At 67.2% G+C, this 23,398-nt stretch carries 20 protein-coding genes; 9 read left to right on the forward strand and 11 right to left on the reverse strand.

The window, feature by feature from the left end:
- Positions 1-4: 4 nt before the first annotated feature.
- Both M3M28_RS06130 and M3M28_RS06135 read left to right on the forward strand, forming a co-directional pair.
- The gene (locus tag M3M28_RS06130) at positions 5-682 is read left to right on the forward strand and encodes a response regulator transcription factor (protein ID WP_249387919.1); all 678 of its coding nucleotides are present in this window, start codon (positions 5-7) and stop codon (positions 680-682) included.
- The gene (locus M3M28_RS06135; protein WP_249387920.1) at positions 679-1,644 is read left to right on the forward strand and encodes a sensor histidine kinase; all 966 of its coding nucleotides are present in this window, start codon (positions 679-681) and stop codon (positions 1,642-1,644) included. The genes M3M28_RS06130 and M3M28_RS06135 overlap by 4 nt, the downstream gene beginning before the upstream one ends.
- Here the strand turns inward: M3M28_RS06135 and M3M28_RS06140 are convergent.
- The 5 genes from M3M28_RS06140 to glnA form a co-directional block, all read right to left on the reverse strand.
- Positions 1,628-2,449: an FAD:protein FMN transferase gene (locus M3M28_RS06140; protein WP_249387921.1), complete on the reverse strand. Its 822-nt coding sequence runs from the start codon at positions 2,447-2,449 to the stop codon at positions 1,628-1,630. The two genes, M3M28_RS06135 and M3M28_RS06140, sit on opposite strands and share 17 nt — an antisense overlap.
- Positions 2,446-2,949 carry an FMN-binding protein gene (locus tag M3M28_RS06145; RefSeq protein WP_249387922.1) on the reverse strand — a complete coding sequence of 168 codons (504 nt, stop codon included), beginning with the start codon at positions 2,947-2,949 and terminating at the stop codon, positions 2,446-2,448. The genes M3M28_RS06140 and M3M28_RS06145 overlap by 4 nt, the downstream gene beginning before the upstream one ends.
- A 10-nt stretch (positions 2,950-2,959) precedes the next feature.
- Positions 2,960-4,396, reverse strand: coding sequence for a ferredoxin reductase family protein (locus M3M28_RS06150; RefSeq protein ID WP_249387923.1), 1,437 nt, complete (start codon positions 4,394-4,396; stop codon positions 2,960-2,962).
- An 80-nt stretch (positions 4,397-4,476) separates the two neighbouring features.
- Entirely contained in the window at positions 4,477-5,205 is a 729-nt protein-coding gene (locus M3M28_RS06155) for a VIT1/CCC1 transporter family protein (RefSeq protein WP_249387924.1), read from the reverse strand.
- 86 nt (positions 5,206-5,291) lie between these two features.
- Positions 5,292-6,716, reverse strand: a complete 1,425-nt coding sequence (gene glnA / locus M3M28_RS06160) for a type I glutamate--ammonia ligase (RefSeq protein WP_249387925.1) — start codon at positions 6,714-6,716, stop codon at positions 5,292-5,294.
- 122 nt (positions 6,717-6,838) lie between these two features.
- Between glnA and M3M28_RS06165 the strand changes: the two genes are divergently transcribed.
- Positions 6,839-7,264: an RDD family protein gene (locus M3M28_RS06165; protein ID WP_249387926.1), complete on the forward strand. Its 426-nt coding sequence runs from the start codon at positions 6,839-6,841 to the stop codon at positions 7,262-7,264.
- On the opposite strand, the gene M3M28_RS06170 is transcribed toward M3M28_RS06165, so the two are convergent.
- Positions 7,261-7,965 (reverse strand): DUF4191 domain-containing protein, encoded by a 705-nt coding sequence (locus tag M3M28_RS06170; RefSeq protein ID WP_249387927.1) that lies wholly within the window; start codon positions 7,963-7,965, stop codon positions 7,261-7,263. The genes M3M28_RS06165 and M3M28_RS06170 overlap by 4 nt on opposite strands.
- Positions 7,966-8,195: 230 nt before the next feature.
- Between M3M28_RS06170 and M3M28_RS06175 the strand changes: the two genes are divergently transcribed.
- Positions 8,196-9,173 carry a hypothetical protein gene (locus M3M28_RS06175; protein WP_249387928.1) on the forward strand — a complete coding sequence of 326 codons (978 nt, stop codon included), beginning with the start codon at positions 8,196-8,198 and terminating at the stop codon, positions 9,171-9,173.
- 84 nt (positions 9,174-9,257) lie between these two features.
- Here the strand turns inward: M3M28_RS06175 and sucB are convergent, their stop codons facing one another.
- The 3 genes from sucB to M3M28_RS06190 all read right to left on the reverse strand — a co-directional run bounded on the left by sucB (position 9,258) and on the right by M3M28_RS06190 (position 13,979).
- Positions 9,258-11,000 carry a 2-oxoglutarate dehydrogenase, E2 component, dihydrolipoamide succinyltransferase gene (gene sucB, locus M3M28_RS06180; protein WP_249387929.1) on the reverse strand — a complete coding sequence of 581 codons (1,743 nt, stop codon included), beginning with the start codon at positions 10,998-11,000 and terminating at the stop codon, positions 9,258-9,260.
- 32 nt (positions 11,001-11,032) lie between these two features.
- On the reverse strand, positions 11,033-12,409 hold the full coding sequence (lpdA, locus tag M3M28_RS06185; RefSeq protein ID WP_249387930.1) for a dihydrolipoyl dehydrogenase: 1,377 nt from the start codon (positions 12,407-12,409) through the stop codon (positions 11,033-11,035).
- Between the two features lie 109 nt (positions 12,410-12,518).
- Complete coding sequence (locus M3M28_RS06190; RefSeq protein ID WP_249387931.1) at positions 12,519-13,979, reverse strand: leucyl aminopeptidase; 1,461 nt, start codon at positions 13,977-13,979, stop codon at positions 12,519-12,521.
- Between the two features lie 50 nt (positions 13,980-14,029).
- Here M3M28_RS06190 and M3M28_RS06195 point away from each other — a divergent pair, with 50 nt between their 5' ends.
- The 4 genes from M3M28_RS06195 (at position 14,030) to M3M28_RS06210 (ending at position 18,503) form a co-directional block, all read left to right on the forward strand.
- A complete protein-coding gene (locus tag M3M28_RS06195; protein ID WP_249387932.1) occupies positions 14,030-14,944 on the forward strand; it encodes a PAC2 family protein in 915 nt (304 codons plus the stop codon).
- Positions 14,944-16,293: an MFS transporter gene (locus M3M28_RS06200; RefSeq protein ID WP_249387933.1), complete on the forward strand. Its 1,350-nt coding sequence runs from the start codon at positions 14,944-14,946 to the stop codon at positions 16,291-16,293. Before M3M28_RS06195 ends, M3M28_RS06200 begins: the two co-directional genes overlap by 1 nt.
- Positions 16,294-16,399: 106 nt before the next feature.
- The gene (locus M3M28_RS06205) at positions 16,400-17,803 is read left to right on the forward strand and encodes an RNA polymerase sigma factor (protein ID WP_249387934.1); all 1,404 of its coding nucleotides are present in this window, start codon (positions 16,400-16,402) and stop codon (positions 17,801-17,803) included.
- A 10-nt stretch (positions 17,804-17,813) separates the two neighbouring features.
- On the forward strand, positions 17,814-18,503 hold the full coding sequence (locus tag M3M28_RS06210) for a coenzyme F420-0:L-glutamate ligase (RefSeq protein ID WP_249387935.1): 690 nt from the start codon (positions 17,814-17,816) through the stop codon (positions 18,501-18,503).
- Here M3M28_RS06210 and M3M28_RS06215 read toward each other — a convergent pair.
- The gene (locus M3M28_RS06215) at positions 18,490-19,515 is read right to left on the reverse strand and encodes a sugar-transfer associated ATP-grasp domain-containing protein (protein ID WP_249387936.1); all 1,026 of its coding nucleotides are present in this window, start codon (positions 19,513-19,515) and stop codon (positions 18,490-18,492) included. The two genes, M3M28_RS06210 and M3M28_RS06215, sit on opposite strands and share 14 nt — an antisense overlap.
- A gap of 117 nt (positions 19,516-19,632) precedes the next feature.
- Between M3M28_RS06215 and M3M28_RS06220 the strand changes: the two genes are divergently transcribed.
- Positions 19,633-21,717: a DNA gyrase/topoisomerase IV subunit B gene (locus M3M28_RS06220; protein ID WP_249387937.1), complete on the forward strand. Its 2,085-nt coding sequence runs from the start codon at positions 19,633-19,635 to the stop codon at positions 21,715-21,717.
- A 143-nt stretch (positions 21,718-21,860) separates the two neighbouring features.
- Here M3M28_RS06220 and M3M28_RS06225 read toward each other — a convergent pair whose 3' ends face one another.
- Entirely contained in the window at positions 21,861-23,387 is a 1,527-nt protein-coding gene (locus M3M28_RS06225) for a S1C family serine protease (protein ID WP_249387938.1), read from the reverse strand.
- Between the last annotated feature and the right edge of the window lie 11 nt (positions 23,388-23,398).

The following is a 23,398-nucleotide window of genomic DNA, read 5'->3' on the forward strand; positions in this document are numbered from 1 at the left end:
GCCCATGCCATCGAATCGGATGCCGCCGGTCGCGCGCGTTCTCTATGTCGAGGACGACCCCGCGCTCGCCGCGATGACGTGTGAGGTGCTGCGGGAGGCCTACGAGGTCGCGCACTTCGCCGACGGCCAGCGGGCGCTCGACGCAGCCCTGCACGAGCGCTTCGACGTCATGGCGATCGACCGCCGCCTGCCGAGCCTCGACGGCATTGAGCTGGTGCGCGCGATTCGGACCGCGCACATCGCCACGCCGATTCTGCTCCTCACGGCGCTCGGCGCCGTGCGCGAGCGGGTCGAGGGGCTCGACGCGGGAGCCAACGACTACCTCGTCAAGCCCGTCGACTTTGACGAGTTGCTCGCCCGACTGCGCGCGCTCCGCCGCGGGTTCAGCATCGAGGGAAAGCGACGCGTTCTCGGCGACTGGACGTTCGTCACGGATGCGGCCGTGCTGTTCGGCCCGGGTGGCGAACGCGTCGCGCTCACCGACACCGAGTTCCGCCTGCTTTCGCTGCTCAGCGCCAGTCCCGAACACGTTTTCGACCGTCCGGCCATCCTCCGCGAGGTCTTTGACGCGGGGGAGTCGCTCTCCAACGTGGATACCTACGTGCACTACATCCGGCGCAAGACCGATCCACACATCATCGAGACGGTGCGCGGTCGTGGCTATCGAGCGGGTGCCTCATGACGTCGGGGGCGGATCGCGCGCGAGCTCGCCGCGCCTCGCTCGGCGTCGGCCTCCTCGTCGGCGGCGCGTCGGCGGTGATCATCGTGCTCGTGCTGCTGGTGCAACTCGTGGTGATCCGGCACAGCAGCCACGTTGAGAACGTGCCCGGTGCGCACGGCGGCGAGGTAGACCGGCTCGTCGTCGAGGTTAACCACATCTTGCCCTGGCTGCTCACGCTCGGCCTCGCCTCGGTGGTCCTGCTCGCCCTCATCGCCTGGGCTGCCGCCCGGGCCGCGGTGGCGCCGCTGACCGAGGCGCTGCGGATGCAGCACTCGTTCGTCTCGGACGCGAGCCACGAATTGCGCACGCCCCTCGCCGCCGTGAATGCGCGCATCCAGATTCTCGAGCGCCGCCACCGCCAGGGCAAGGCCATCGACGACACGATCGCGGAGCTGCGGCACGACGCGGACACGCTGGATGCCGTGCTCACCGACATGCTGCTGGTCGCCGAGGGCGAGCAGGCGGTGCCCGTGGCCGACGTCGACGTGGCCGTCGCCGCGGCGCGCGCCACCATCGCGCCCCTCGCCGAGGCAGCGCACGTCGAACTCGTCGTGGCTGCCGCACCCGCGGGGGCGAGCGCGGCGATTCCGGCCGTCACGTTGTCGCGCCTGTGCGTGGCGTTGCTCGACAATGCCGTGCAGCACACGCCCGCCGGCGGCACTGTCTCCCTGTCGACGAGCCGCTTCGGGCGCTCGATCGAGATCCGCGTGGGCGACACCGGCCCGGGGATCCCGGGGGAGCACCTCGACCGGATCTTCGATCGCTTCGCCCGCGGCGCCGAAACCGGCCGGCCGCGCAGCTTCGGCCTGGGCCTGGCGATCGTGCGCGACGCTGCCGAGCGCTATGACGGCGAGGTCGCCGTTGAGGCGAGCACGCCGCATGGCACGACGCTGCTGCTCCGTCTGCCTACGGCAAGCGCGTAAGCAGCGGGGTCGCATCGTCCCCCACCGGCGAGAGCTCGATGCCCGCGACTAGTTGATGCGTTTCGCCGTCGGCGTCGAGCAGGAGCCCGCTGTGGATCGGTGCCCGGCCGAGCCAGCTCCGATCCGTGCCGGCGACCACCGAGGCCGTCGCCCAGACGTCCGCCACGGCCAAGCGGTCGGCGACGATGGTCGCGCTGCGCACCTGGGTGGCCGGCGCACCCGAGCGCGGGTCGATGATGTGCGCACCGCGCTCCGCGGTGCCGGAGGTCGCGACCGCGCCATTACTCACCTCGAGCGTGGCGAGCAGGTCTCCCGCACAGTCGGGATGCGCGATGCCGATGCGCCAGCGCCAGGCCGCCCGGGCGACGGTGCGGGCAAGGAGGTCGCCGCCGAGGTTGATCGCGATGCCGACCAGAGAATCGCCCCGCAGCAGGGGTGCCAAGTGGCGACCCATGACCCGGTCGACCGCCCAGCCCTTCACGTAGCCCGTGGGGTCGAAGCCACCGCGCCACTCCGGGCTGAAACGATCGCCCGTCGCGAGCTCGGCCGCTCGGCAGGCTCGCGCCACCTCCCGCACGCGCGGGTCGGCCTCGGCCAGGTCGAGCGTTCCCGCACGGATGCGCGACACCGCGGAGTCCGGCCGGAACGTCGAGAACAGGGCGTCCAGCTCGTGCAGCTCGGCGAGGGCGTGACGGACCGCGGCGGTGACCCCGGCATCTTCGCTCCGGTCGCCGACGGCGACGATGCTCACCTGGGTGCCCATGACCGGTTCCGTCCAGGTGCGTCGCACCGTGGTGCCGCTCACAGCTGGGCCTGATCGAGCGCGGCCTGTAGCGATTGAACGTAGCCGTCGCTGGTGTACGTCGCCCCCGAGACGAGATCAATCTGCGCGCCCTGGGCCGCCAACGTTTCGGAGACGAGCTGGGGGATGGCTCGGGAATTGATGGCCTGGTCGCGCGGGTTGCTGTCGGGGTAATGCGGCACATCCACGTTGGTGATCTGGCCGTTCGAGACGGTGATGTCGACCTCCACGGTGCCGTAGCGGGTTGACAAGACGTCACCGCGGTAGGTGCCGTCTTGCGTCGAGCTCGACGAGGTCGCCGGGGGCGACGCGCTCGTGGTCGCTTCGGGCGCAACTGGCTCCGGAACGGCTGGCTCCGGGTTGGCTGGCTCGGCGGCGGCCGATGCCTGCGGCGCCGCGCCCGCCGCCTCGGTGCTCGGCGCGGTGTCCAGCGAGGCGCGAAAACTGACCAGCAGGGTAATGCCGCTCAGCAGCGAAAACATGGTGTAGGCGATGCGTTTCATGGGGCGGCTTTCAGTGGGCAAACGATTCGGAGTGGATGCGATCGCGGGCGACGCCCGCCCGGGCTAGGTCGCGTTCGAGTGCCCGCACCCAGGGGTCGGGGCCGCACAGAAACACGTCTGCATCGTCGAGCGCGATGCCCTGGGCCAGCGCCCGGATGGCGGCCGCGCCGTCCCAGTTCTCGTGCCCGGTGGGCAGCCAGCTCGCGCCCCGTCGCGCCCGCGGGCCGTCGAGCGTGAAGTGCCGTACCTTGCGGGTTGTGACCAGGCGCCCAATCTGGCCGCTGCGCATCCTGCTCGCGGGGGAGTGGTCGCGCGTGACCAAGACGGCATCGCCCGCGACATAGGGTTCGGATTCCAGCAGCGCGATCAGCGGCGCGACCCCCGCCCCCGCGCCAAACATGAGCAGGGCGTGGCCCTGCCGGGCGGCGCCGGTCATCGTACCGAACGGCCCCTCGAAGGCGACGCGGGTGCCGACGGGCAGGCTCGCAACCCTCGCCGTACCGTCGCCGACCACCTTGACCGCGATGGTGAACTCGTTAGCGCTCGGCGCTGCCGCCAGGGAGTACGGATGCGATTCGAGTACCTCGCGACCGTGGAGGAACCGCCAGTGAAAGAACTGCCCCGCCTCGGTGCCAAGGCGGTGCAAGTGCTGGCCGCGCATTCGGACCGCGACTCCGCCGACACCGTCGGGCTCGACCGCCACCACGCGGAGCCGATGCTGCGCGGAGCGGACGACCGGCGCGGCCACGCGAAACACCAGCACCGCCGCCACGGTGGCAATCCACAGTCCCCACCAGTAGATCGCCGCGGCCGCCGAACTCGTGAAGTCGACACCGTTCGCGAGCATGTGCGGCACGGCCGTGAACACGCCAACGTACGCGAGCAGGTGGATGAGATACCAGCGCTCATAGCTACCGCGGCGACGCGCGGCCCGGATCGACGTCGCGACGACGAGGATGAGCAGCAGCGTGCCGATACCGGCGAGCCACATCCACGGATAGGCCACGACGAACTCCAGGAGCTGCGAGAGGGGCGAGACGGTGGCGCCCAGCGCGTAGCCGACCACGAGCAACGCGATGTGGAGCAGCATGAGCCAGAACGACCAGAAGCCCGCGGCGCGGTGGAGGCGGGTGATCCCGGCCCGCCCGAACCCCCGCTCGAAGACGGGCACCCGGGCCATGAGCAGCACCTGGTAGAGCATCAGGTTGGCAGCGACGAGGCCCGCGAGTCGGCCGAGCGAGTTCAAGGCATCCGGCGCCGGGCCGAGCACCGCTTGCGCGCCGCCCCCGCCGAGCCAAATGGCGACGATGACGAGTGACGTGCCCCACACGATCGCGACAGCGGCGATGTGCCAGAGCTCGCGCCGCTGCCGACGGGACTCAGCGCGGCGAACGGGCGGGATGCGGGGGTCAAGGGCGTCCGTGACAGGGACAGTTGCTGTTGCCATAGGCACAGCATTTCGGGCCGCGTCTAAGACAGCTCCAAGACAGCCGTCACGCGGTCGACTTCACAGGCAACCCGAAGCGGCTAGGCCACCGAGCTGCCGAAGAGCATGCCGACGATGAAGGTGGCGGCGAGGGCAATCGCGCCGCCGATACAGGTGCGGGCGACGGCGGGCCACCTGCTCGCGCCGCCGATCCACGCCGCGACGTAGCCGGTCACCGCCAGCGCGATGATGGTCGCGATGAAGGTGACGGGGATGTTCAGCGTGGTCGGGAGGAAGAGGATCGTGAGCATCGGCAGGATCGCGCCGACGAAGAACGAGAGCGCGGAGGCGACCGCCGCCTGCCACGGGTTCACGACGTCTTCCTCGTCAATATTGAGTTCCATCGACAGGTGCGCCTTGAGCGCATGCTTCTCAGTGAGTTCCTTCGCCACCACCTCCGCGGTGCCGCGCGAGAGCCCCTCCGCCTCGTAGAGTCCGACGAGCTCCTCAAGCTCACCCTCGGGGTCGACGCGGAGCTCCTCCCGCTCCTTCTCGATGAGGGCGCGCTCGCTGTCGCGCTGGCTCGACACGGAGACGTACTCGCCGAGCGCCATGGAAATCGCGCCACCGACGACGGCCGCCGAGCCTGCGAGCAAAATCGGCGTGAAGCTGTTCGTCGCACCCGCGACGCCGACCACGACGGCAGCCGTGGACACGATGCCGTCGTTGGCACCGAGGACCCCGGCGCGCAGCCAGTTGAGGCGCTGTGCCAGGCCGGCGATCTGGTGAGGTTCGTCTCGCTCGGCCTCGTGGCCGTTCAGGCTGCTCATACTGCCGATATTACGCGCTGCCACGCGGCGCACAAAAAATGGCGGGGCGGGCACCGCGTGCCCACCCCGCCAACTTCAACCCGCGACTAGCAGCCGAAGGTCAGGTCGAACTCGTACGGGTGAGGACGCGCCGCGAGGGGAGCGACCTCGGTCTCGAACTTGTAGTCAATCCAGGTGCGGATGAGGTCCTCATCGAACACGTTGCCCTTGAGCAGGAACTCGTGGTCGGCCTCGAGCGCGCGCAGCGACTCGACCAGCGAGGTCGACAGCTGCGGGATGTTCTTGGCTTCCTCCGGCGGGAGCTCGTAGAGGTCCTTGTCGATCGGCTCGTGCGGCTCGATGCGGTTCTGGATACCGTCGAGGCCCGCCATGAGCTGCGCGGCGAACGCGAGGTACGGGTTCGACGACGCGTCGGGCGCGCGGAACTCGATTCGCTTCGCCTTCGGGTTGGTGCCGGTGATCGGGATGCGGATGGCCGCCGAGCGGTTACCTGCCGAGTAGACGAGGTTGATCGGCGCCTCGTACCCCTTCACCAGGCGGTGGTAGGAGTTCGCGCTCGGGTTGGTGAATGCGGCGAGGGCGTTGGCGTGCTTGAGGATGCCGCCGATGTACCAGCGCGCGGTGTCCGACAGTGAGCCGTAACCGGCCTCGTCGTAGAACAGTGGCGAGCCGTCCTTCCACAGCGACTGGTGGGTGTGCATGCCCGAGCCGTTGTCGCCGAAGAGGGGCTTCGGCATGAAGGTGGCCACGTGGCCCCAGTCGTTCGCGACGCCCTTGACGAGGTACTTGAACTTGAGGATGTCGTCGGCCGCGTGGACGAGCGTGTTGAACTTGTAGTTGATCTCCTGCTGGCCGCCGGTGCCCACCTCGTGGTGCGCGCGCTCGACCTCGAGGCCAGCGTTGATCAGCTCGAGGGTGATCGCGTCGCGGAGGTCGGCCGTCTTGTCGACTGGCGAAACGGGGAAGTAGCCACCCTTGTAGCCGGTCTTGTTGCCGAGGTTCCCTCCCTCTTCCTCACGCGCGGTGTTCCAGGCACCCTCGATCGAGTCGACCTGGTAGAAGCTGCGGTTCGGCTGCACTTCGTGACGCACGTCGTCGAAGATGTAGAACTCGGCCTCCGGTGCGAAGAATGCGGTGTCAGCGATGCCGGTCGACGCGAGGTACTTCTCGGCCTTCTTCGCGGTCTGGCGCGGGTCACGAGCGTAGATCTCGCCCGTGCGCGGGTTGTAGATGTCGAAGATCATGACGAGCGTTGGCTCGGCACGGAACGGGTCAAGGTACGCGGTCGTCACGTCGGGGATGAGCTGCATGTCCGACTCGTTGATCGAGGCGAAGCCCTGAATCGAGGAGCCGTCGAACAGCTGACCATTGGTGAAGAAGTCTTCGTCAACGGTGCTCGCTGGAATGTTGAAGTGCTGCTGCACACCGGGCAGATCGGTGAAGCGGATGTCGAGGAACGCGACGCCCTGCTCCTTAATGAATTCCAGCACTTCGGACGGTGTTTTGAACATATCGCTCCATCTCGGGAGGTTAACAAGGGTCAGCGGGCAGGTTTCATACTACGCGGCATCGGCTGTGCGGCTGTCGCGCCTTCCCGCAAAAACCGTCGGAGACGGATCGATAGGATTGAGTTGTGCCACGAAATTCCTCCCCGAACGCCGAACCCGACCGCCACTATCAGGGGGAGCGACTCGGCCTCCCCAAAGCAGGCCCGGGCTCGATGGCGGGCTTCGGCCGCCGACTGGCCGGACTCGCGATCGACTGGGGCGTCGCGGTGGCGATCGCCTACTTCGCGTTCGATTACAACCCCGTCGCCATCATGGGCATCTTCATCGGGCTGTCTTGGCTCGGCATCGCCCTGCTCGGTGGCTCGCTTGGACACCTGCTGTGTGGCATGCGCCTGAATACAGTCGCGGGCGCCACCCCGGGTTGGTGGCGCCCGCTTGTACGTCAGGTGCTGGTGATGCTCGTCCTGCCTCCGCTCGTTGCAGATGTGGACGGTCGTGGCATGCACGATGTCCTGACTGGACTCGTGCTGCGCCGCTACGTGCGGTCTTAGCGCATCTGCGACCGCGAAGGACGAATCTTCGAGGGGTCCATGCCCTTCGGAATCGGCAGCTCGGACTTCGAGAGCGACTGCAGGCGAGCATCCACGGCGAGAATCTCGTCGCGACGGAGCTTGTTTGGCAGGCGCTTGACTTCGCGCTTCAGCTTGCCGAGCGAGACGCCGCCCTTGCCCACGAGAATGTGGTGCACGGTGACGGTCGGAACGACGCGCTGCACCTTGCGGCGCTCGTCGGCGAGCAGCTTCTTCGACGCGGCGTTGTCGGCCTCGGTGAACAGGATCACGCCGGGCTTACCGACCGCGCGGAAGATGACGTCCTGGGTGCGAGGGTTGAACGCCACCGGCATGTCACTCGTGCGCCAAGTGCCGCGCAGGCTCGACTGCAGCACGGCGCCGGTTGCGCCCTGGCGACCTTCAAGCTGCGAGTACGCCACCTTCTCGGCGCGGTTGTTCAGCACGAACATAAACAGCATGAGGCCGAACAGCACGCCAAGGATCATGAAGATGACCCACATGATCCAGTTGGTGCGGTACATGAAAAAGCACAGGAAGAACGCCGCGAGAATCGGCAGCACCGCCGCAGTAATCATCAGTGCGACGCCGGGCTTGTCGTACTTCGCCGTCATCTTCACAACGTCGATGATTTGACGGAAGCGACCGGGCTCCTTGGTGCTCGATTCAGAGGATTTAGCCATAGTTCACCTAGGATACCCGCCCTGGGCCATCCACAGGATTCGATCCGGCGAACGTTATCCACAATTTCCCTTGACCACCGGGGTGTCCGGCAAAGTCGTGTCGCACAATGCCCGGCATGCGCCCACAACATCGTCCCGAGTCCGAGACCGAACCCGCCGTTGGCTCCATCGTGGCGGGATGGCGGCTGGTTCGTCCCTTGCCTCAGGAAATCCCCGGGGTACTTAGCTTCGTGGCCGTAGCCCAGCGCGCACCCGAAGGCCCCGCCTCGAGCACCCACTGGGCCGGATTCTCGGTCGAGCAACCGGAACCCCTCGTCCACAGGCGGCTCAATATCGCGACCGACGAAGCGGCGGCGGCACGGCTGAGCCGAGACGCGCGCATCCGGCACCGTCACGGTGGCGACTTCGTACGGCCCTACTTCGAGCTGCTCAGCGACGGTCAGCGACGGCTCACGGTGGGGGACCTGGTGCAGGACTCGAGCCTCGCGAGCCTCGTCGCGCGTGAGGCGAAGTTGCCACCAGGCGCCGTGGTCACCCTGGCGGTGCCGGTACTCGAGTCGATCTCGCAGGCGCATCGCCGCGGCTTTACCCACGGCGCCCTCACACTCTCGGCCTGTCGGGTCGATGCCCTCGGCAAGCCCTGGGTAGAGCAGTGGTCGTCGAGCATCGACCTCGGCGAGCTGAGCGGGATGCGCCGCGACCTCGCGCTTCAAGACGAGCTGCGGGGCCTCGGGCGGCTCTGCGATGCGCTCCTCGCCCACTCGACAGTCGAGGCGAGCGGGCAGGTGCGGGAGCTCGTCACCGCCCTCGCTCAGGGGGCACCGGTGGCCGACCCGATTCCGCGTCTGGTGGATGCACTGTTTAGCTGGTCGACGCCGGCCCCGGTCACCGTCATGGCCGTCGGTGCCCGTGCCGCGGTCGGTGTTGGATCCGGAGTCGGAGCCGGAGCCGAATCTGCCAGCGCCCGTCCTCCTGGGCCCGCGCATCCGCAGCGGCGAACCGCGAAGCCATCGCTCGGGCCGACCGATTCGGGGGACGACGAGCCGCTCCTCGAGGCTCAGGTCCTCCGCCAACGAGGCGGCCCGTTCACCTCGGTCGCGCTCGCATGGCGCCTTGTCGCCATACGCGCGAGCGGGATTCGGCCCGCCGTCTGGCTCGGTCTGGTTGGCGCCGGCAGCGCCGTCGCACTCGTTTCGCCGCTCCTCTAGGCGCAGTTGAGCGGCTTGCGCGGAAAGCAAACGGGCGGGTGTGCAGCCATCTTGCTGCACACCCGCCCGTTCAGAAGGCCGCGACTAGATGCCGAGGTTGCCCTCGAACGCACCCTCTTCGAGGCGCTGCTTGACCTGCGTCAGGTAACGGGCCGCGTCGGCGCCGTCAATGATGCGGTGGTCGTAGCTCAGGGCGAGGTAGACCATCGAACGGATCGCGATGCTCTCGGTGCCGTCGGCCGTCTTCACGACCGTCGGGCGCTTCACGACCGCGCCGGTGCCGAGGATGGCCTCCTGCGGAAGGAAGACGACCGGGGTGTCGAACAGCGCGCCACGCGAGCCGGTGTTCGTCACCGTGAAGGTGCCGCCAGCGAGCTCGTCGGGGAGCAGCTTGTTGTCGCGCGTGCGGGTCGCGAGGTCGTCGATCGACTTCGCGAGCTCGGCGATGTTCAGGCCGCCAGCGTTCTTGATCACCGGGGTGAGTAGACCGCGCTCGGTGTCGACCGCGATCGACACGTTCTCGCTTTCGGGGTAGACGATCTCGTCGCCCTGCACGGTCGAGTTGATGATCGGGTACGTCTGCAGTGCCTCGATCGCCGCGAGCGTGAAGAACGGCAGGAAGGAGAGCTTCGAACCGGTCTTCTCGAGGAACTCGTTCTTCTTCGCCGCGCGGAGGTTCGCGACACGGGTGACGTCGACCTCGATCACAGTGGTGAGCTGTGCAGTCGTGGTCATCGACTCAACGGCGCGCTGCGAAACCACCTTGCGCAGGCGCGTCATCTTCGCGCTGGTACCGCGCAGCGGCGAAACCTCGTGCGGCGTCGCCTCGGTGGGCACGCCAGCCGATGCGGCCGGAGCGGCAGCAGCAGCGGGCGCCTGCGACTTCGCGGCCTCGAGCACGTCTTCCTTGCGGATGCGGCCGCCGACGCCCGAACCCGTGATCTGGGTGAGGTCGACACCGTGCTCCGCCGCGAGCTTGCGCACGATCGGCGTCACGTAGCGAGGGTCGCTCTTCGTCTCGGGGCGCTGCGGGGCAGCGGGGGCCTTCGGCGCGGCGGGGGCTGCCGGAGCAGCAGCAGCGGGAGCGGCCGTCGCGGCGGGAGCGGCAGGGGCGGCGGGTGCCGCGGGCGCTGCCGGGGCAGCGGCGGGCTTCGGTGCCTCAGCCTTGGGCGCCTCGGCCGCGGGTGCTGCGGCGGGGGCGGGAGCTTCGGCGGCTGCGCCGTCGCCGATGCGTGCGAGCACGGCACCAACCTCGACGGTCTCATCCTCCTGGACGAGGATCTCCTGCACCGTGCCGGCGAACGGCGACGGAACCTCAGTGTCAACCTTGTCGGTCGACACCTCGAGCAGCGCCTCGTCGACCTCAACGGTCTCGCCAACCTGCTTCAGCCACCGAGTGACCGTACCTTCAGTGACGCTCTCACCGAGGGCGGGAAGCGTCACGTCCTGGCCAGCGCCACCTGCTGCCGGGGCAGCCGCGGGGGCCTCAGCCTCGGCGGGAGCCGGAGCTTCTTCGACAGGAGCGGCCTCCGCGGCCGGGGCTTCCTCTGCCGCGGGGGCGGGAGCTTCGGCGGGTGCCTCGGCGGCTGCGCCGTCGCCGATGCGTGCGAGCACGGCACCAACCTCGACGGTCTCGTCCTCCTGGACGAGGATCTCCTGCACCGTGCCGGCGAACGGCGACGGTACCTCAGTGTCAACCTTGTCGGTCGACACCTCGAGCAGCGCCTCGTCGACCTCGACGGTCTCGCCAACCTGCTTCAGCCACCGAGTGACCGTACCTTCAGTGACGCTCTCACCGAGGGCGGGAAGCGTTACATCCTGGCTCATTACTTCTCCTAAAAGTGATTCGACTCGTGTGACTAGATCGCGTGCAGCGGGCGACCGGCGAGGGCCATCATCGCTTCGCCGATGGTCTCACCCTGGGTCGGGTGCGCGTGGACGAGCTGAGCGACGTCCTCGGGGTAGGCGTCCCAGTTGACGATGAGCTGGGCCTCACCGACGAGCTCACCGACGCGGGCACCGATCATGTGAATGCCGACGACGGGGCCGTCGTTCACTCGGATCGCCTTGACGAAACCAGCGGTGCCGAGGATCGAGCTCTTCGCGTTGCCCGCGAGGTTGTACTCGTACGCGGTGATGTTGTCAGCGCCGTACTCTTCAGCGGCCTTCTTCTCCGAGAGGCCAACCGAGGCGACCTGCGGCTCGCAGTAGGTGACCTTGGGGATGTTCTTGTCTTCGACGAGCACCGGGCTCTGGCCCGCGATCTGCTCGGCGACGAAGATGCCGTGCTGGTAGCTGCGGTGCGCGAGCTGGAGCCCGGGGGTGATGTCGCCGATGGCGTAGACGCCGGCGACATTGGTCTCGAGCTTGTCGTTGACGAGCACGAAGCCGCGGTCGGTCTCGACGCCAACCTCTTCGAGGCCGATGTTCTGCGTAACGGGGCCACGGCCAATCGCGACGAGCAGCACGTCACCGTCGATGGTCTCGCCACCCTTGTCGGTCTTGACGTGCACGCCGTACTCGTCCTGCGTGACCGACTCAAACTTGGTGCTGAGCTGGAAGTTGATGCCGCGCTTCTTGTAGGCGCGCTCGAGCGCCTTCGAGATCGCCTCGTCCTCTGCCGGAGCGAGGTGGGGCAGGCCCTCGATGATCGTGACCTCGGCGCCGAGCGCACGCCACAGGCTCGCGAACTCGAGGCCAATTACGCCACCGCCGAGCACGACCGCGCGCTGGGGAACCCAGTCCATCTGCAGCGCCTGGTCGCTCGTGATGACGTTGCCGGTGATCTCGAGACCGGGGATGCTCTTCGAGTACGAGCCGGTCGCGATCACGACGTTCTTGGCGATGAGCTTGTCGTCGCCGACCTGCACGGTCTTCGCGTCGACGAGGCGACCCTCGCCCGCGAACACGTCGATCTTCTTCGCCTTGAGCAGGCCCTGCAGGCCCTTGAACTTGCCCGAAACGATGCCGTCACGGAAAGCGGCGATCTTGCCAGCGTCGATGCCCTCGAGCTTGAGGTTGACACCGAGTCGGGCACCATCCTCAACCGCGTCGGCAACCTCACCCGCGTGGAGCATGGCCTTGGTCGGCACACAGCCGCGGTGGAGGCACGTGCCGCCGAGCTTGTCCTTCTCGACGAGGGCAACCGTCTGACCCAGCTGCTTGGCACGAATAGCGGCGGCGTAGCCTGCGCTACCGCCACCAAGGACTACGAGGTCGAAATTGTGATCGGCCACTCGGAAAGCTCCTTTGAAGTTTGGATGGGGATCCCAGCACGAGATCTGGACAGGCCTACAGGGATCTTGCAGACACAACCTTTTCCAGCGTACACCCGCTGGTTAGCGACTAATTCAACGTCGACAGCAGTTCGACAAGGGTGCGCACTGGCACTCCCGTGGCACCCTTCGCGACATATCCGTAGGGGGCCTTCGTCTCGGCTGGGCCAGCAATGTCGAAGTGCAGCCAGGGGATGTCGTTGCCCTCGTCATCGATGCCGATGAAGCGCTGCAGGAAGGCGCCGGCGAACAGCATCCCTCCCGAGCGATCGCCCGGCTTCGAGTTGACGATATCGGCGATGTTCGACTCGAGCTTCTCGTCGAATTCCTCCGGGATGGGCATGGCCCAGAGCGGTTCGCCGACCGTCTTGCTGGCGGCGAGGGCGCGGTCGCGCCAGTCCTCTTCGTTCCCGAGGAGGCCGGTGGTGCGGTCACCGAGTGCCACCACCTGTGCACCCGTGAGCGTCGCGATGTCGACGATGAGGTCGGGCTGCTGTTCCGAGGCGAGCGAGAGCCCGTCGCTGAGCACGAGGCGACCCTCCGCATCCGTGTTCGTGACCTCGACCGTAACGCCCGAGTGAGTCGTGAGCACGTCGTCCGGCTTGATCGCGCTGCCCGACGGCATGTTCTCGGCGAGCATGCACCAGCCACTCACGTGCACGGGCAGGCCGAGCGACGCCGCGGCGCGAATCGTGCCAACGACCGAGGCCGCACCACCCATGTCGAACTTCATGCCCACCATCGACGCTGCTGGCTTGATGGAGAGCCCGCCCGAGTCGAAGGTGATGCCCTTGCCGACAAGCGCGACGTGCGCCACGGCGTTTTCGGGCTCGTACTCGAGGTGCACGATGCGCGGCGCATTCACCGAACCTGCGCCCACGCCGAGCACGCCGCCGCAGCCCTCGTCGATAAGGCGTTGCTCGTCCCAAACCTCGACCGAGACGCTGTCGTCGTCGAACACGTCGACGACGGCGTCGGCGAAGTCTTCGGGCACGAGGGCGCTCGGGGGAGTGTTGACGAGGTCTCGGGTGAGCACGACGGCGTCGGTGATCGAGGTCACGCGCCGTTCGATTGACTCGGTCGCGCCGGTGGCGTTGACCTGCTGCGAGTCGGTGACCTCTTCGCTGGTCGACTTGAAGCGGTCGTAGCGATAGCCGCCGAGCACGTGACCCGTGAGCAGCGCCTCAAGCTCAGCATCCGTCGGTTCGACGAGGTCGTAGACCACGCCCGCTGCCTTGCCGAGGGTGCGCGCGGCGGCGCCGGCGGCGCGACGCAGGGCCTCCTCGTCGCGGCTGGTGCCGATGCCGATGAGCAGGGCGGCGGCCTCGCCGTCTTCCTCGTCGGTGGCGACCAGGATACGCGTGCTCTGGCCGGTTGCGCCGGTTACGCCGAGCTGCTCGAGGCGGTCGGCGTCGAGCCCAAGATCTGCGGAGGTCAGCGGCTCCGGGACATCGCCCTTGCGCACCGGAATCACGGTGACGACATCGGAGGAATAGGGCTCGAGATCAATGCGAATTTCAGCAGACGTCATAGTTTCGAGCCTACGCCGAGCAAACTGGGGGAGGGCGTAGCATTGACGCCATGCTCTCTGACCCCTCGATGTACCGTCCTGGCGAGGCATGGCATGAGGTTCCTCCCGGCCTGCCGCTCGTGGCGTTGCTCTCGGGATACCGGGATGCGGGGCAGACGGTGCGCCAGGGAATCGAGGCGCTGCTCTCGCAGGACGAGGGGCGAATCGTCGCGTCGTTCGACGCCGACCTGCTGCTCGACTACCGGGCGCGTCGCCCCGTCGTGAAACTCGAGTCGAACCGGGTCAGCGAGTATCGCGTGCCGCGACTCGACCTGCGACTGCTCAACGACTCGCTCGGGCAGCCGTTCTTGCTGCTGAGCGGGTTCGAGCCCGACTTCCGCTGGGACCAGTTCACGGGAGACCTGCTGCGCCTGCACGCCCACTTCGCCGTCTCGAGCACCACGTGGGCCCACTCGATCCCCATGCCCGTGCCACACACGCGGCCCGCGCGACTCGCGGTCACGGGCAATCGCGACGAGTTCATCGAGAACAATTCGGTCTGGCAGACGAACGTCGAGGCGCCGGCACACGCCCTCCACGAGCTCGAATTCGAGCTCACGGCGAGCGATGAGCCCGTGGTCGACCTTGTCGTGCTCGTACCGCACTACCTCGCCGATTCGAGCGTGCCCGCCGGCGCCATGAAGCTGCTGGAGGGCATCGGCAGTGCCGCGGGCGTGATCATCGACACCGAGCAGCTGCGCGAGCGCGATCGCGTGTTCCGCACCGACGTCGACGCGCAGATCGCCGAAAACGAAGAAATGCAGCGCCTCATCCAGGCACTCGAAACCCAGTACGACGGCGTGGTCCGCGGCACGCCTCGTGAGAATCCATTTGCCGACGCCGACGGCGAAATGCCGAGCGCCGACGACATCGCCACCGAACTCGAGCGCTACCTGTCGGCGCGCCGGAAGCCCAACGAAAAGTAATGTCCACGGACACCCCAAACACCCAGTCGCTCAGCCTCATCCCACCTCGCCTTCCGGGCATCATCTTCACCCTCGCGCTCGTTGCGTACATCGTCGCGGTCACCCAGCGCAGCTCGCTCGGCGTCGCCGGTGTCGACGCGATTGACCGCTTCGACGCGTCGGCCACCGCGCTGTCGACGCTCGCGGTCATGCAGGTGGTCGTGTACGCGGCCGCGCAGATTCCCGTCGGCATGCTCCTCGACCGTTTTGGTCCCTCGCGCCTCATCATCACCGGCGCTGCCCTCATGGCCGTCGGCCAGATCATCGTTGCCGTCGCGCCGACGATCGAGGTGGCCGTCGTCGGGCGCATCCTCGTCGGCCTCGGCGACGCGGCAACCTTCGTGAGTGGCCTGCGCATCATCTCGGCCTGGTTCCGACCGCGCAAAGTACCGGTCATGCAGCAGTGGTTCGGCAACCTCGGCCAGCTCGGCCAGTTCATCTCGGCGGTGCCGTTCTCGACCCTGCTCCACCTGAGCGAGTGGACGGTCGCGTTCCTCACCACCGCATCCCTCTCGGTCATCCTCGTCGTCGCAGCGATCGCTGGATTGAAGGATGTGCCTGGCTCGCGCTTCGGCGGCCAGCCCATGTCGCTCTCGGGCGCCTTCAGCACGCTCGGCGCGGCGTTCAGCCGACCCGGAACGCGCCTTGGATTCTGGTCGCACTTCACGACCCAGTTCCCCGGCAACGTCTTCGGCCTGCTCTGGGGTTACCCGCTCATGGTGCAAGGGCTTGGCTACGCGCCTCAGCTCGCTTCGGCGTTGCTCATCTTGCCGGTCGTGGTCGGCATGTTCGTTGGCCCACTCATTGGACTGCTCACCGCGCGGTTCCCCTTGCGGCGTTCGAACCTCGTCATCGGCATCGCGATCACGAGCGCGATTTTCTGGTCGATCCTGCTGCTGTGGCCGGGTCAGCCGCCGCTCTGGTATTACGTCATTGTGCTCGTCGTCACGGGCGGCGCAACCACCGGCTCGAACATCGGCTTCGACTTTGCCCGAACCTTCAACCCCTCCTCGAGCTACGGTTCGGCCTCCGGCATCGTCAACGTCGGCGGGTTCACCGCTAGCGCAATCGCGTTCCTGACCATCGGCCTCGGCATCGACGCAGTCACCGGAGGAGCCGAGCCGACGTGGGACGCTTTCCGCGTCGCGATGTGGACTTTCCCCGTATTAACGGTGCTCGGCATCGCCGCGCTGCTCCACGTGCGCAACCAAACCCGCAACCGAATGGCAGCCGAAGAGGGCGTCGTGGTGGCGCCACTCTGGCGCGCGCTGGCCCGTCGGATGCGCCGGCGAGGCGACACTCGGGAATAGTTCGGGCTCCTCGCGTGTACCATTTACTATCTGCCCCAATCTATTCCGCCTCGGCGGGACTTGACTTGGGCATTCGTTTTGCCCGCACCACTTGAGGGGGTCCGTAATGGCAGCAGGAGCAACGCCGAACGTGACGGCCGCACGTTCGAAGGAAGAGCTTTCCGCGCTCAAGGTCGCCGACCTGCGAGCGATCGCGAAGGAAATTGGCCTGACTGGCGCCTCGACGCTAAAGAAGGACGACCTCGTTGGGGCGATCCTGTCACACGAGGGCGGCGCCCCGGCGTCGACCGCCGCACCAAAGAAGGCGGCGGCGAAGAAGACGACCACGAAGAAGGCAACGCCCGACGACGGTGACGAGCACATCGTCGTCGACCTCGACGAAGACCACGAAGTCGACGAGAAGGACATCGAGACGTCGACCGACGACGAAGAGCACGCCGAGAAGGACGAAGACCCGGACCTCGGCAAGCGCGACGACAAGAGCGAGGACCCGGAGGAGGACGCCATCAAGGCGGAATCCGCGGTGAAGGCCGCCGGCGCCCTCGTGCTCAAGAACACCGACGATGACGACACCCCGGTGTACTCGGGCACGATCACCGGTGCAACCGCCGACCCGGTGAAGGACTACCTCAAGCAGATCGGTAAGGTGCCGCTGCTCGACGCCGCCGAAGAGGTCGACCTCGCCATGCGCATCGAGGCGGGCCTCTACGCCGAGGACAAGCTCCTTCGCCAGCCCGACATCGAGGCCAAGCTCAAGCGCGAGCTCAAGTGGATCGTCCGTGACGGCAAGCGCGCGAAGAGCCACCTGCTCGGCGCAAACCTTCGTCTCGTCGTCTCGCTCGCGAAGCGGTACACGGGCCGCGGCATGCAGTTCCTCGACCTCATCCAGGAGGGCAACCTGGGCCTCATCCGCGCGGTCGAAAAATTCGACTACACGAAGGGCTTCAAGTTCTCGACCTACGCGACCTGGTGGATCCGTCAGGCCATCACGCGCGCGATGGCCGACCAGGCCCGCACCATCCGCATCCCGGTGCACATGGTCGAGGTCATCAACAAGCTCGCCCGCGTGCAGCGCCAGATGCTGCAGGATCTCGGTCGCGAACCCACGCCGGAAGAGCTCGCGCATGAGCTCGACATGACGCCCGAGAAGGTCGTCGAGGTGCAGAAGTACGGTCGCGAGCCGATCTCGCTGCACACGCCCCTCGGCGAGGATGGCGACTCGGAATTCGGTGACCTTATCGAGGACACCGAGGCGGTCGTGCCAGCCGACGCCGTGAGCTTCACGATGCTGCAGCGCCAGCTCGAGTCACTGCTTGACTCGCTCTCGGAACGCGAGGCGGGCGTGATCCGCATGCGCTTCGGCCTCGGTGACGGCATGCCAAAGACGCTCGACCAGATCGGCGAGACCTTCGGCGTGACGCGCGAGCGCATCCGCCAGATCGAGTCCAAGACCATGGCGAAGCTCCGCCACCCGTCGCGTTCGCAGTCGCTGCGCGACTACCTCGAGTAAGGAGACGCGTATGCAGGCAAATGAAGGTAAGGCCCTGACCTCGACGGTCGACGGCACCGAGTACCACCGCATCCCGATCAAGACTCGCGTCGTCATGCCGGGTGACGACCTCCACGAGGTCGTGCGCACGTACGCGGCCGACGAGGTGCAGGACGGCGACGTGCTGTTCATCACCGAGAAGATCGTCGCAATCACGCAGGGTCGCTCGATGCTCACGGGCGACATCAAGCCACGCCCGCTCGCGAACTTCCTCGCCAAGTACGTCACTAAGACGCCCTACGGCATCGGCCTCGGCATGCCCGAGACCATGGAGATGGCGCTGCGCGAGTGCGGTACCCCGCGCATCCTGCTCGCGTCGGGCGTCGCCGCGGTGACGAAGGCGTTCGGTCGTTCGGGCGACTTCTACCGAGTGGCCGGAGAGAAGGCGCGCGCCATCGACGGCCCGACCAAGAACACGATTCCGCCGTACAACGAGTCGGTCGTCCTTGGCCCGAAGGAGCCGATGCGCGTGGCCCGCGACATCAAGATCCTCCTCGGCAACAAGGTTGACGTGCTCGTCGTCGACATCAATGACATCGGCGGCAACATCCTCGGCACGACGCTCGACCGCGAGCAGAACGAGACGTTCGTGCGCATCCTCAGTGACAACCCGCTGGGTCAGGGTCACCAGTCGACCCCGATGGGGATTATTCGCCGATAACCGCGCGGTAGCGGGGGAGCAGCCCCCGTCGCACGCCCGACACCGAGGGCTTCGCTTGGAAGACACCGGTGTTGTAGTTGCCCTCGATGAGTACGGGACGATCCGGCGAGATCGCGACGTCCCAACCGACGTAGGGCACCTCCGGGATGCGGCGGGCGGCTGCCACCACGAGTTCGAGCGCGCGCTCGAAGTGCGGCACCTCGAAGCCGACGATGGGCACGCCGCTGAGCGGGTGGATCGAGTGGATCGCGTTGTTGTCGTCGAAGGCGGGGCACTGCGCGATGCCGGCCTCGTCGAGCATGGTGTACATGCCACCACCCGAGAAGTTGTCGACGTCGCCGCCCGCACCGATGCGCAGCGCGACGGCGATGACGTCCACGCGGTCGCCGCGGTTGAACGTGACGATGCGCATGGTGTTCACGCTCGACTCGTTCAGCGCCGCCAGGTGCGGGTGCTGCACGAGGAATTCCTCGAGCAGGAACTGGCGGTTGCTCATGCGGATCTTGCGGAAGCGCGCGAGGTCGGTGCCGATGTCGGCGGGGCGCACACGCTCAATGCCCTTGCCACCGAGCGAGTCGGGCACCTTGGCCATGAGGTTGGGGTGACGCTGCACGAAGTCGGCGAGCTGTTCGTCGCTGGCCGTGCGTACGTCGAGCCACTCGCGGCCGAGCAGATCGTCGAACTCGACGTTGAAGTTTGACTTGTCGGACAGTCGCAGGTTCGCCTGCTTGTCGGTGTTGAAGCGCCGCGCGTAGTGGTCGGACTTCGGATGCGTCATGAACGTCGCGCGCTCGGCCTTCGAGAGGATCGCGAAGTCCCAGTCCTGGTAGTCCTGGAACGCGCACTCGTACTTCGCGGCCGACCAGAACATGTCGAGGGCGACGCCGAGGCGGGGCTTGCGGAAGTTCTTCGAGATGTCACCGGCGAGTTGCCACACGCGCGGCAGGTTGAGTGCCTTCACCCGCCCCACGAGATAGTTCATACGCAGCTTGTTCGCGGATGCACCAGGCACAAAATCCTCTTCCGTCGGCGACACAGTGGCTTCGATGCTACCGCGGCAGCGGTGTGCCTCGCCGTCTGACGGCCCGGCAGTCGATAGGATTCAGGCTTGGATTAGGAGGTTTCGGTCATGGCGCAGGCGTATTCGGCTGAAGATCTGCAGGTACTCGAGGGGCTCGAGGCGGTGCGGAAGCGTCCCGGTATGTATATCGGGTCGACCGACTCGCGTGGGCTCATGCACTGCCTCTGGGAGATCATTGACAACTCGGTCGACGAGGCGCTCGGCGGCCATGGCGCGAAGATCGACATCGTCCTCCACCAGGATGGTTCGGTCGAGGTGCGCGACGAGGGTCGCGGTGTGCCGATCGATATCGAGCCGCGCACCGGCTGGTCGGGCGTGCAGGTGGTCTATACCAAGCTCCACGCCGGCGGCAAGTTCGGCTCGAGCAACTACGGCGCGGCCGGTGGTCTGCACGGCGTTGGTGCATCCGTCGTCAACGCGCTGTCGAGCCGCCTCGACGTCGAGGTCGACCGCGGCGGCAAGACCTACGCGATGAGCTTCCAGCGGGGTCACGCCGGTGTGTTCGCCGACTCGGGCGAGCCCTCGCCCGACGCTGCGTTCACCGAGCAGCCCGGGCACGCCGAGCTGCGAGTCGTCGGCAAGGTGGGCAAGAACGTCACCGGCACCCGCGTGCGGTACTGGGCCGACCCGCAAGTGTTTGTGCGCGACGCCGCATTCCAGCTTGAGCAGCTGCGCGACCGCGCCCGGCAGACCGCGTTTCTCGTGCCCGGCCTCGAGATCAGCCTCTCTGACGAGCGCGATCCGCAGGCGACCGAGCAGGAGTCGTTCAAGTACGACGGTGGCATTTCGGAGTTCGTTGAATACCTCGCGCCCGACGCGGCCCTCACTGACATTTGGCGGATGCAGGGGGAGGGGCACTACCGCGAGACCGTGCCCGTGCTCGACGATAAGACCGGCCACATGGTTTCGCGCGAAGTCGAGCGCCGGATGGAGGTCGACCTCGCCCTGCGCTGGGGCGCCGGCTACGACACCGTCGAGCGCAGCTTCGTCAACATCATCGCGACGCCGAAGGGCGGCTCCCACGTCACCGGCTTCGAGGCGGGCCTGCTCAAGGTCGTGCGCGACGAGGTGACGAAGAACGCGCGCAAACTCAAGGTCGGCAACGACAAGCTCGACAAGGACGACATCCTTGCCGGCCTGACCGCGGTCGTGACCGTGCGCATCCCCGAGCCACAGTTCGAGGGCCAGACCAAGGAGGTGCTCGGCACCCCGCAGGCGCGCAACATCGTGCAGAAGACGATCGTCGACGGCATGAAGGAGCGTTTCGGCTCGACGAAGCGACAGGACAAGACCGAGTCGTCGATGCTGCTCGAGAAGATCGTCACCGAGATGAAGAGCCGCATCGCGGCCCGCGCGCACAAGGAGACGCAGCGCCGCAAGACGGCGCTTGAGAACTCTTCGCTGCCCGCGAAGCTCGTCGACTGCCGCATCAACGAGGTCGAGCGCTCGGAGCTGTTCATCGTCGAGGGTGACTCGGCGCTCGGCACGGCGAAGCCGGCCCGCGACTCCGAGTACCAGGCGCTGTTCCCGATTCGCGGCAAGATCCTCAATGTGCAAAAGGCGTCGCTCGCCGACATGCTCAAGAACGCCGAGTGCGCGAACATCATTCAGGTGCTCGGCGCGGGCTCGGGGCGCTCATTCGATCTCGACCAGGCGCGGTACGGCAAGGTCATCATCATGTCCGACGCCGACGTGGACGGCGCGCACATCCGCACGCTGCTGCTCACGCTGTTCTTCCGCTACATGCGCCCGATGCTCGAGGCCGGTCGCGTGTACGCCGCCGTGCCGCCGCTGCACCGGGTGGTCGTCATGAACGCCGGCAAGAAGCCGAACGAGACGATCTACACCTACAGCGAGAAGGAACTGCAGGCGCTGCTCAAGAAGCTTGAGCGCTCGGGCAAGAAGTATCAGGACCCGATTCAGCGTTACAAGGGCCTCGGCGAGATGGACGAAGACCAGCTCTGGGACACGACCATGAACCCGGAACACCGCCTGCTTCGCCGCATGAACCTCAAGGATGCGGCCGAGGCGGAGCAGATCTTCGAGGTGCTCATGGGCAACGAAGTCGCCCCGCGTCGCGAGTTCATCGTCGACGGTGCCGAGCACGTCGTTCCCGAGCTCATCGACGCGTAGCTCGCACCGCGCATCCGGTTGCCCGACCGACACTCCTGATGCGGTTTTCTAGGAGCGCTGCGGTGAGAACCGTTGCTTTTCTAGAAAACCGCACCGATGGGGGCGCGCGACTGCCGGGACGACAGACGGAGTGACCGTGCGAATTAGCCGTTCAGGGTGGGGGAGACGCCGAGGGTCACGTCGATCTCGGTCTGCTTTCCGTCTCGGATGATCGTGAGTGTCGCGGTGTCGCCCGCCTTGAGCGTGCGCACGGTGCCGACGAGGCTCGACGAACTCGAGATGTCCTGGCCGTTCACGGCGATGATGAGGTCGCCCTTCTTCACGCCCGCGTCGTCAGAGGGGCCGTCGGCGGTGACTTCCTGCACCTCGGCGCCGAGAACTGTGCTGCCGTCGAGCTCGGCCTGGCCGTCGCTGTTCGCTGTGCCGAGCCACGCGTGCTCAACCTCGCCGGTCTCGATGAGCTGCTGCGCGACGTTCTGCACGAGCACAGTCGGAATCGCAAAGCCGATGCCGATGCTGCCGGATGTGCCGGATGAGTCGGCGCCGAGGGTCGCGATCGACGAGTTGATGCCGACGAGCTGACCGGTGGCGTCGACGAGCGCGCCACCCGAGTTGCCGGGGTTGAGCGCGGCCGAGGTCTGGATCGCGTTCGTCACCACCGCGTTGCCGCTGACCTCGCCGGTGTTCACCGGGCGGTTCAGCGCCGAGACGATGCCCGTCGTGTACGAACCCGAGAGCCCGAGCGGCGAGCCGATCGCCATGACACCGTCGCCGACCTCGAGCGCGGTCGAGTCGCCGACGGTGATCGGCACGAGGGTGTCGGGGACATCGGTGACTTGAATCACCGCGAGGTCGGTGGCCGGGTCGGTGCCGACCACGGTCGCCTGGTAGCCGTGGTTGCCGATCGTCACCGTCACCGCGCTGTCGCCGGAGGCACCTTCGACGACGTGGTTGTTTGTGACGACATGGCCCTCGCCGTCCCAGACGACGCCCGAACCCTGACTCGTGCCCTGCGAGGTCTGCACCTGAATCGAGACGACCGAGTTCTCGAGTTCGCCCGCCACGGCGGTCCAGTTCGTGTCGTTCGCGTCGGCCTGCACGACCGTGCCCGACGATGAGGTGTTGATGCCGCCGCCCGCCGGCAGCAGCGCCCACGTGCCCACGGCGCTGCCCGCGCCAACGATCAGCGCGGTGGCCGCAGCAATGCCGATGACGCCGCCGGTGCTCAATCCACGCTTCTTCGTGGGCTTCGCCGCCGCGTCGTCGGTTGTGCCCTGCGGCCCGTATTCCGGATGCATGGTCGCGGCGAGCGTCTGGCCGCCCGTGAACTGCTGGGCCGATTGGCCACCAAACTGCTGGGTCGGGGCGCTCGAGAACTGCTGGGTCGGCGCGTCAGCCTGATGTGGCGTCGCTGCCTGCTGGCCCGGGGCCAGGGGGATGCCGTAGTTCACCTGCGTCGTCGGCGCAGGCTCGGCGGGTGCCTGCGTCGGCTGCCCAAACTGCGTCGTCGCCGCGTCCTGCGGGCTGGCCGCGGGGGAGTCGCTGCGGGGGGAGTAGCCCGCGCCTGAGTCAGTGCTCGAGGTTGCGGTGCCTGGGGTATCGGGGGTGCCGAGCGGCGGAAGGGGTGGCATTTCGCCGTGCTGCTTGGCTCCGGGCTGTTCTTCGGACATGAAGGAATCCA

It is taken from the genome of Gulosibacter sediminis (assembly GCF_023370115.1).
Taxonomy (GTDB): domain Bacteria; phylum Actinomycetota; class Actinomycetes; order Actinomycetales; family Microbacteriaceae; genus Gulosibacter; species Gulosibacter sediminis_A.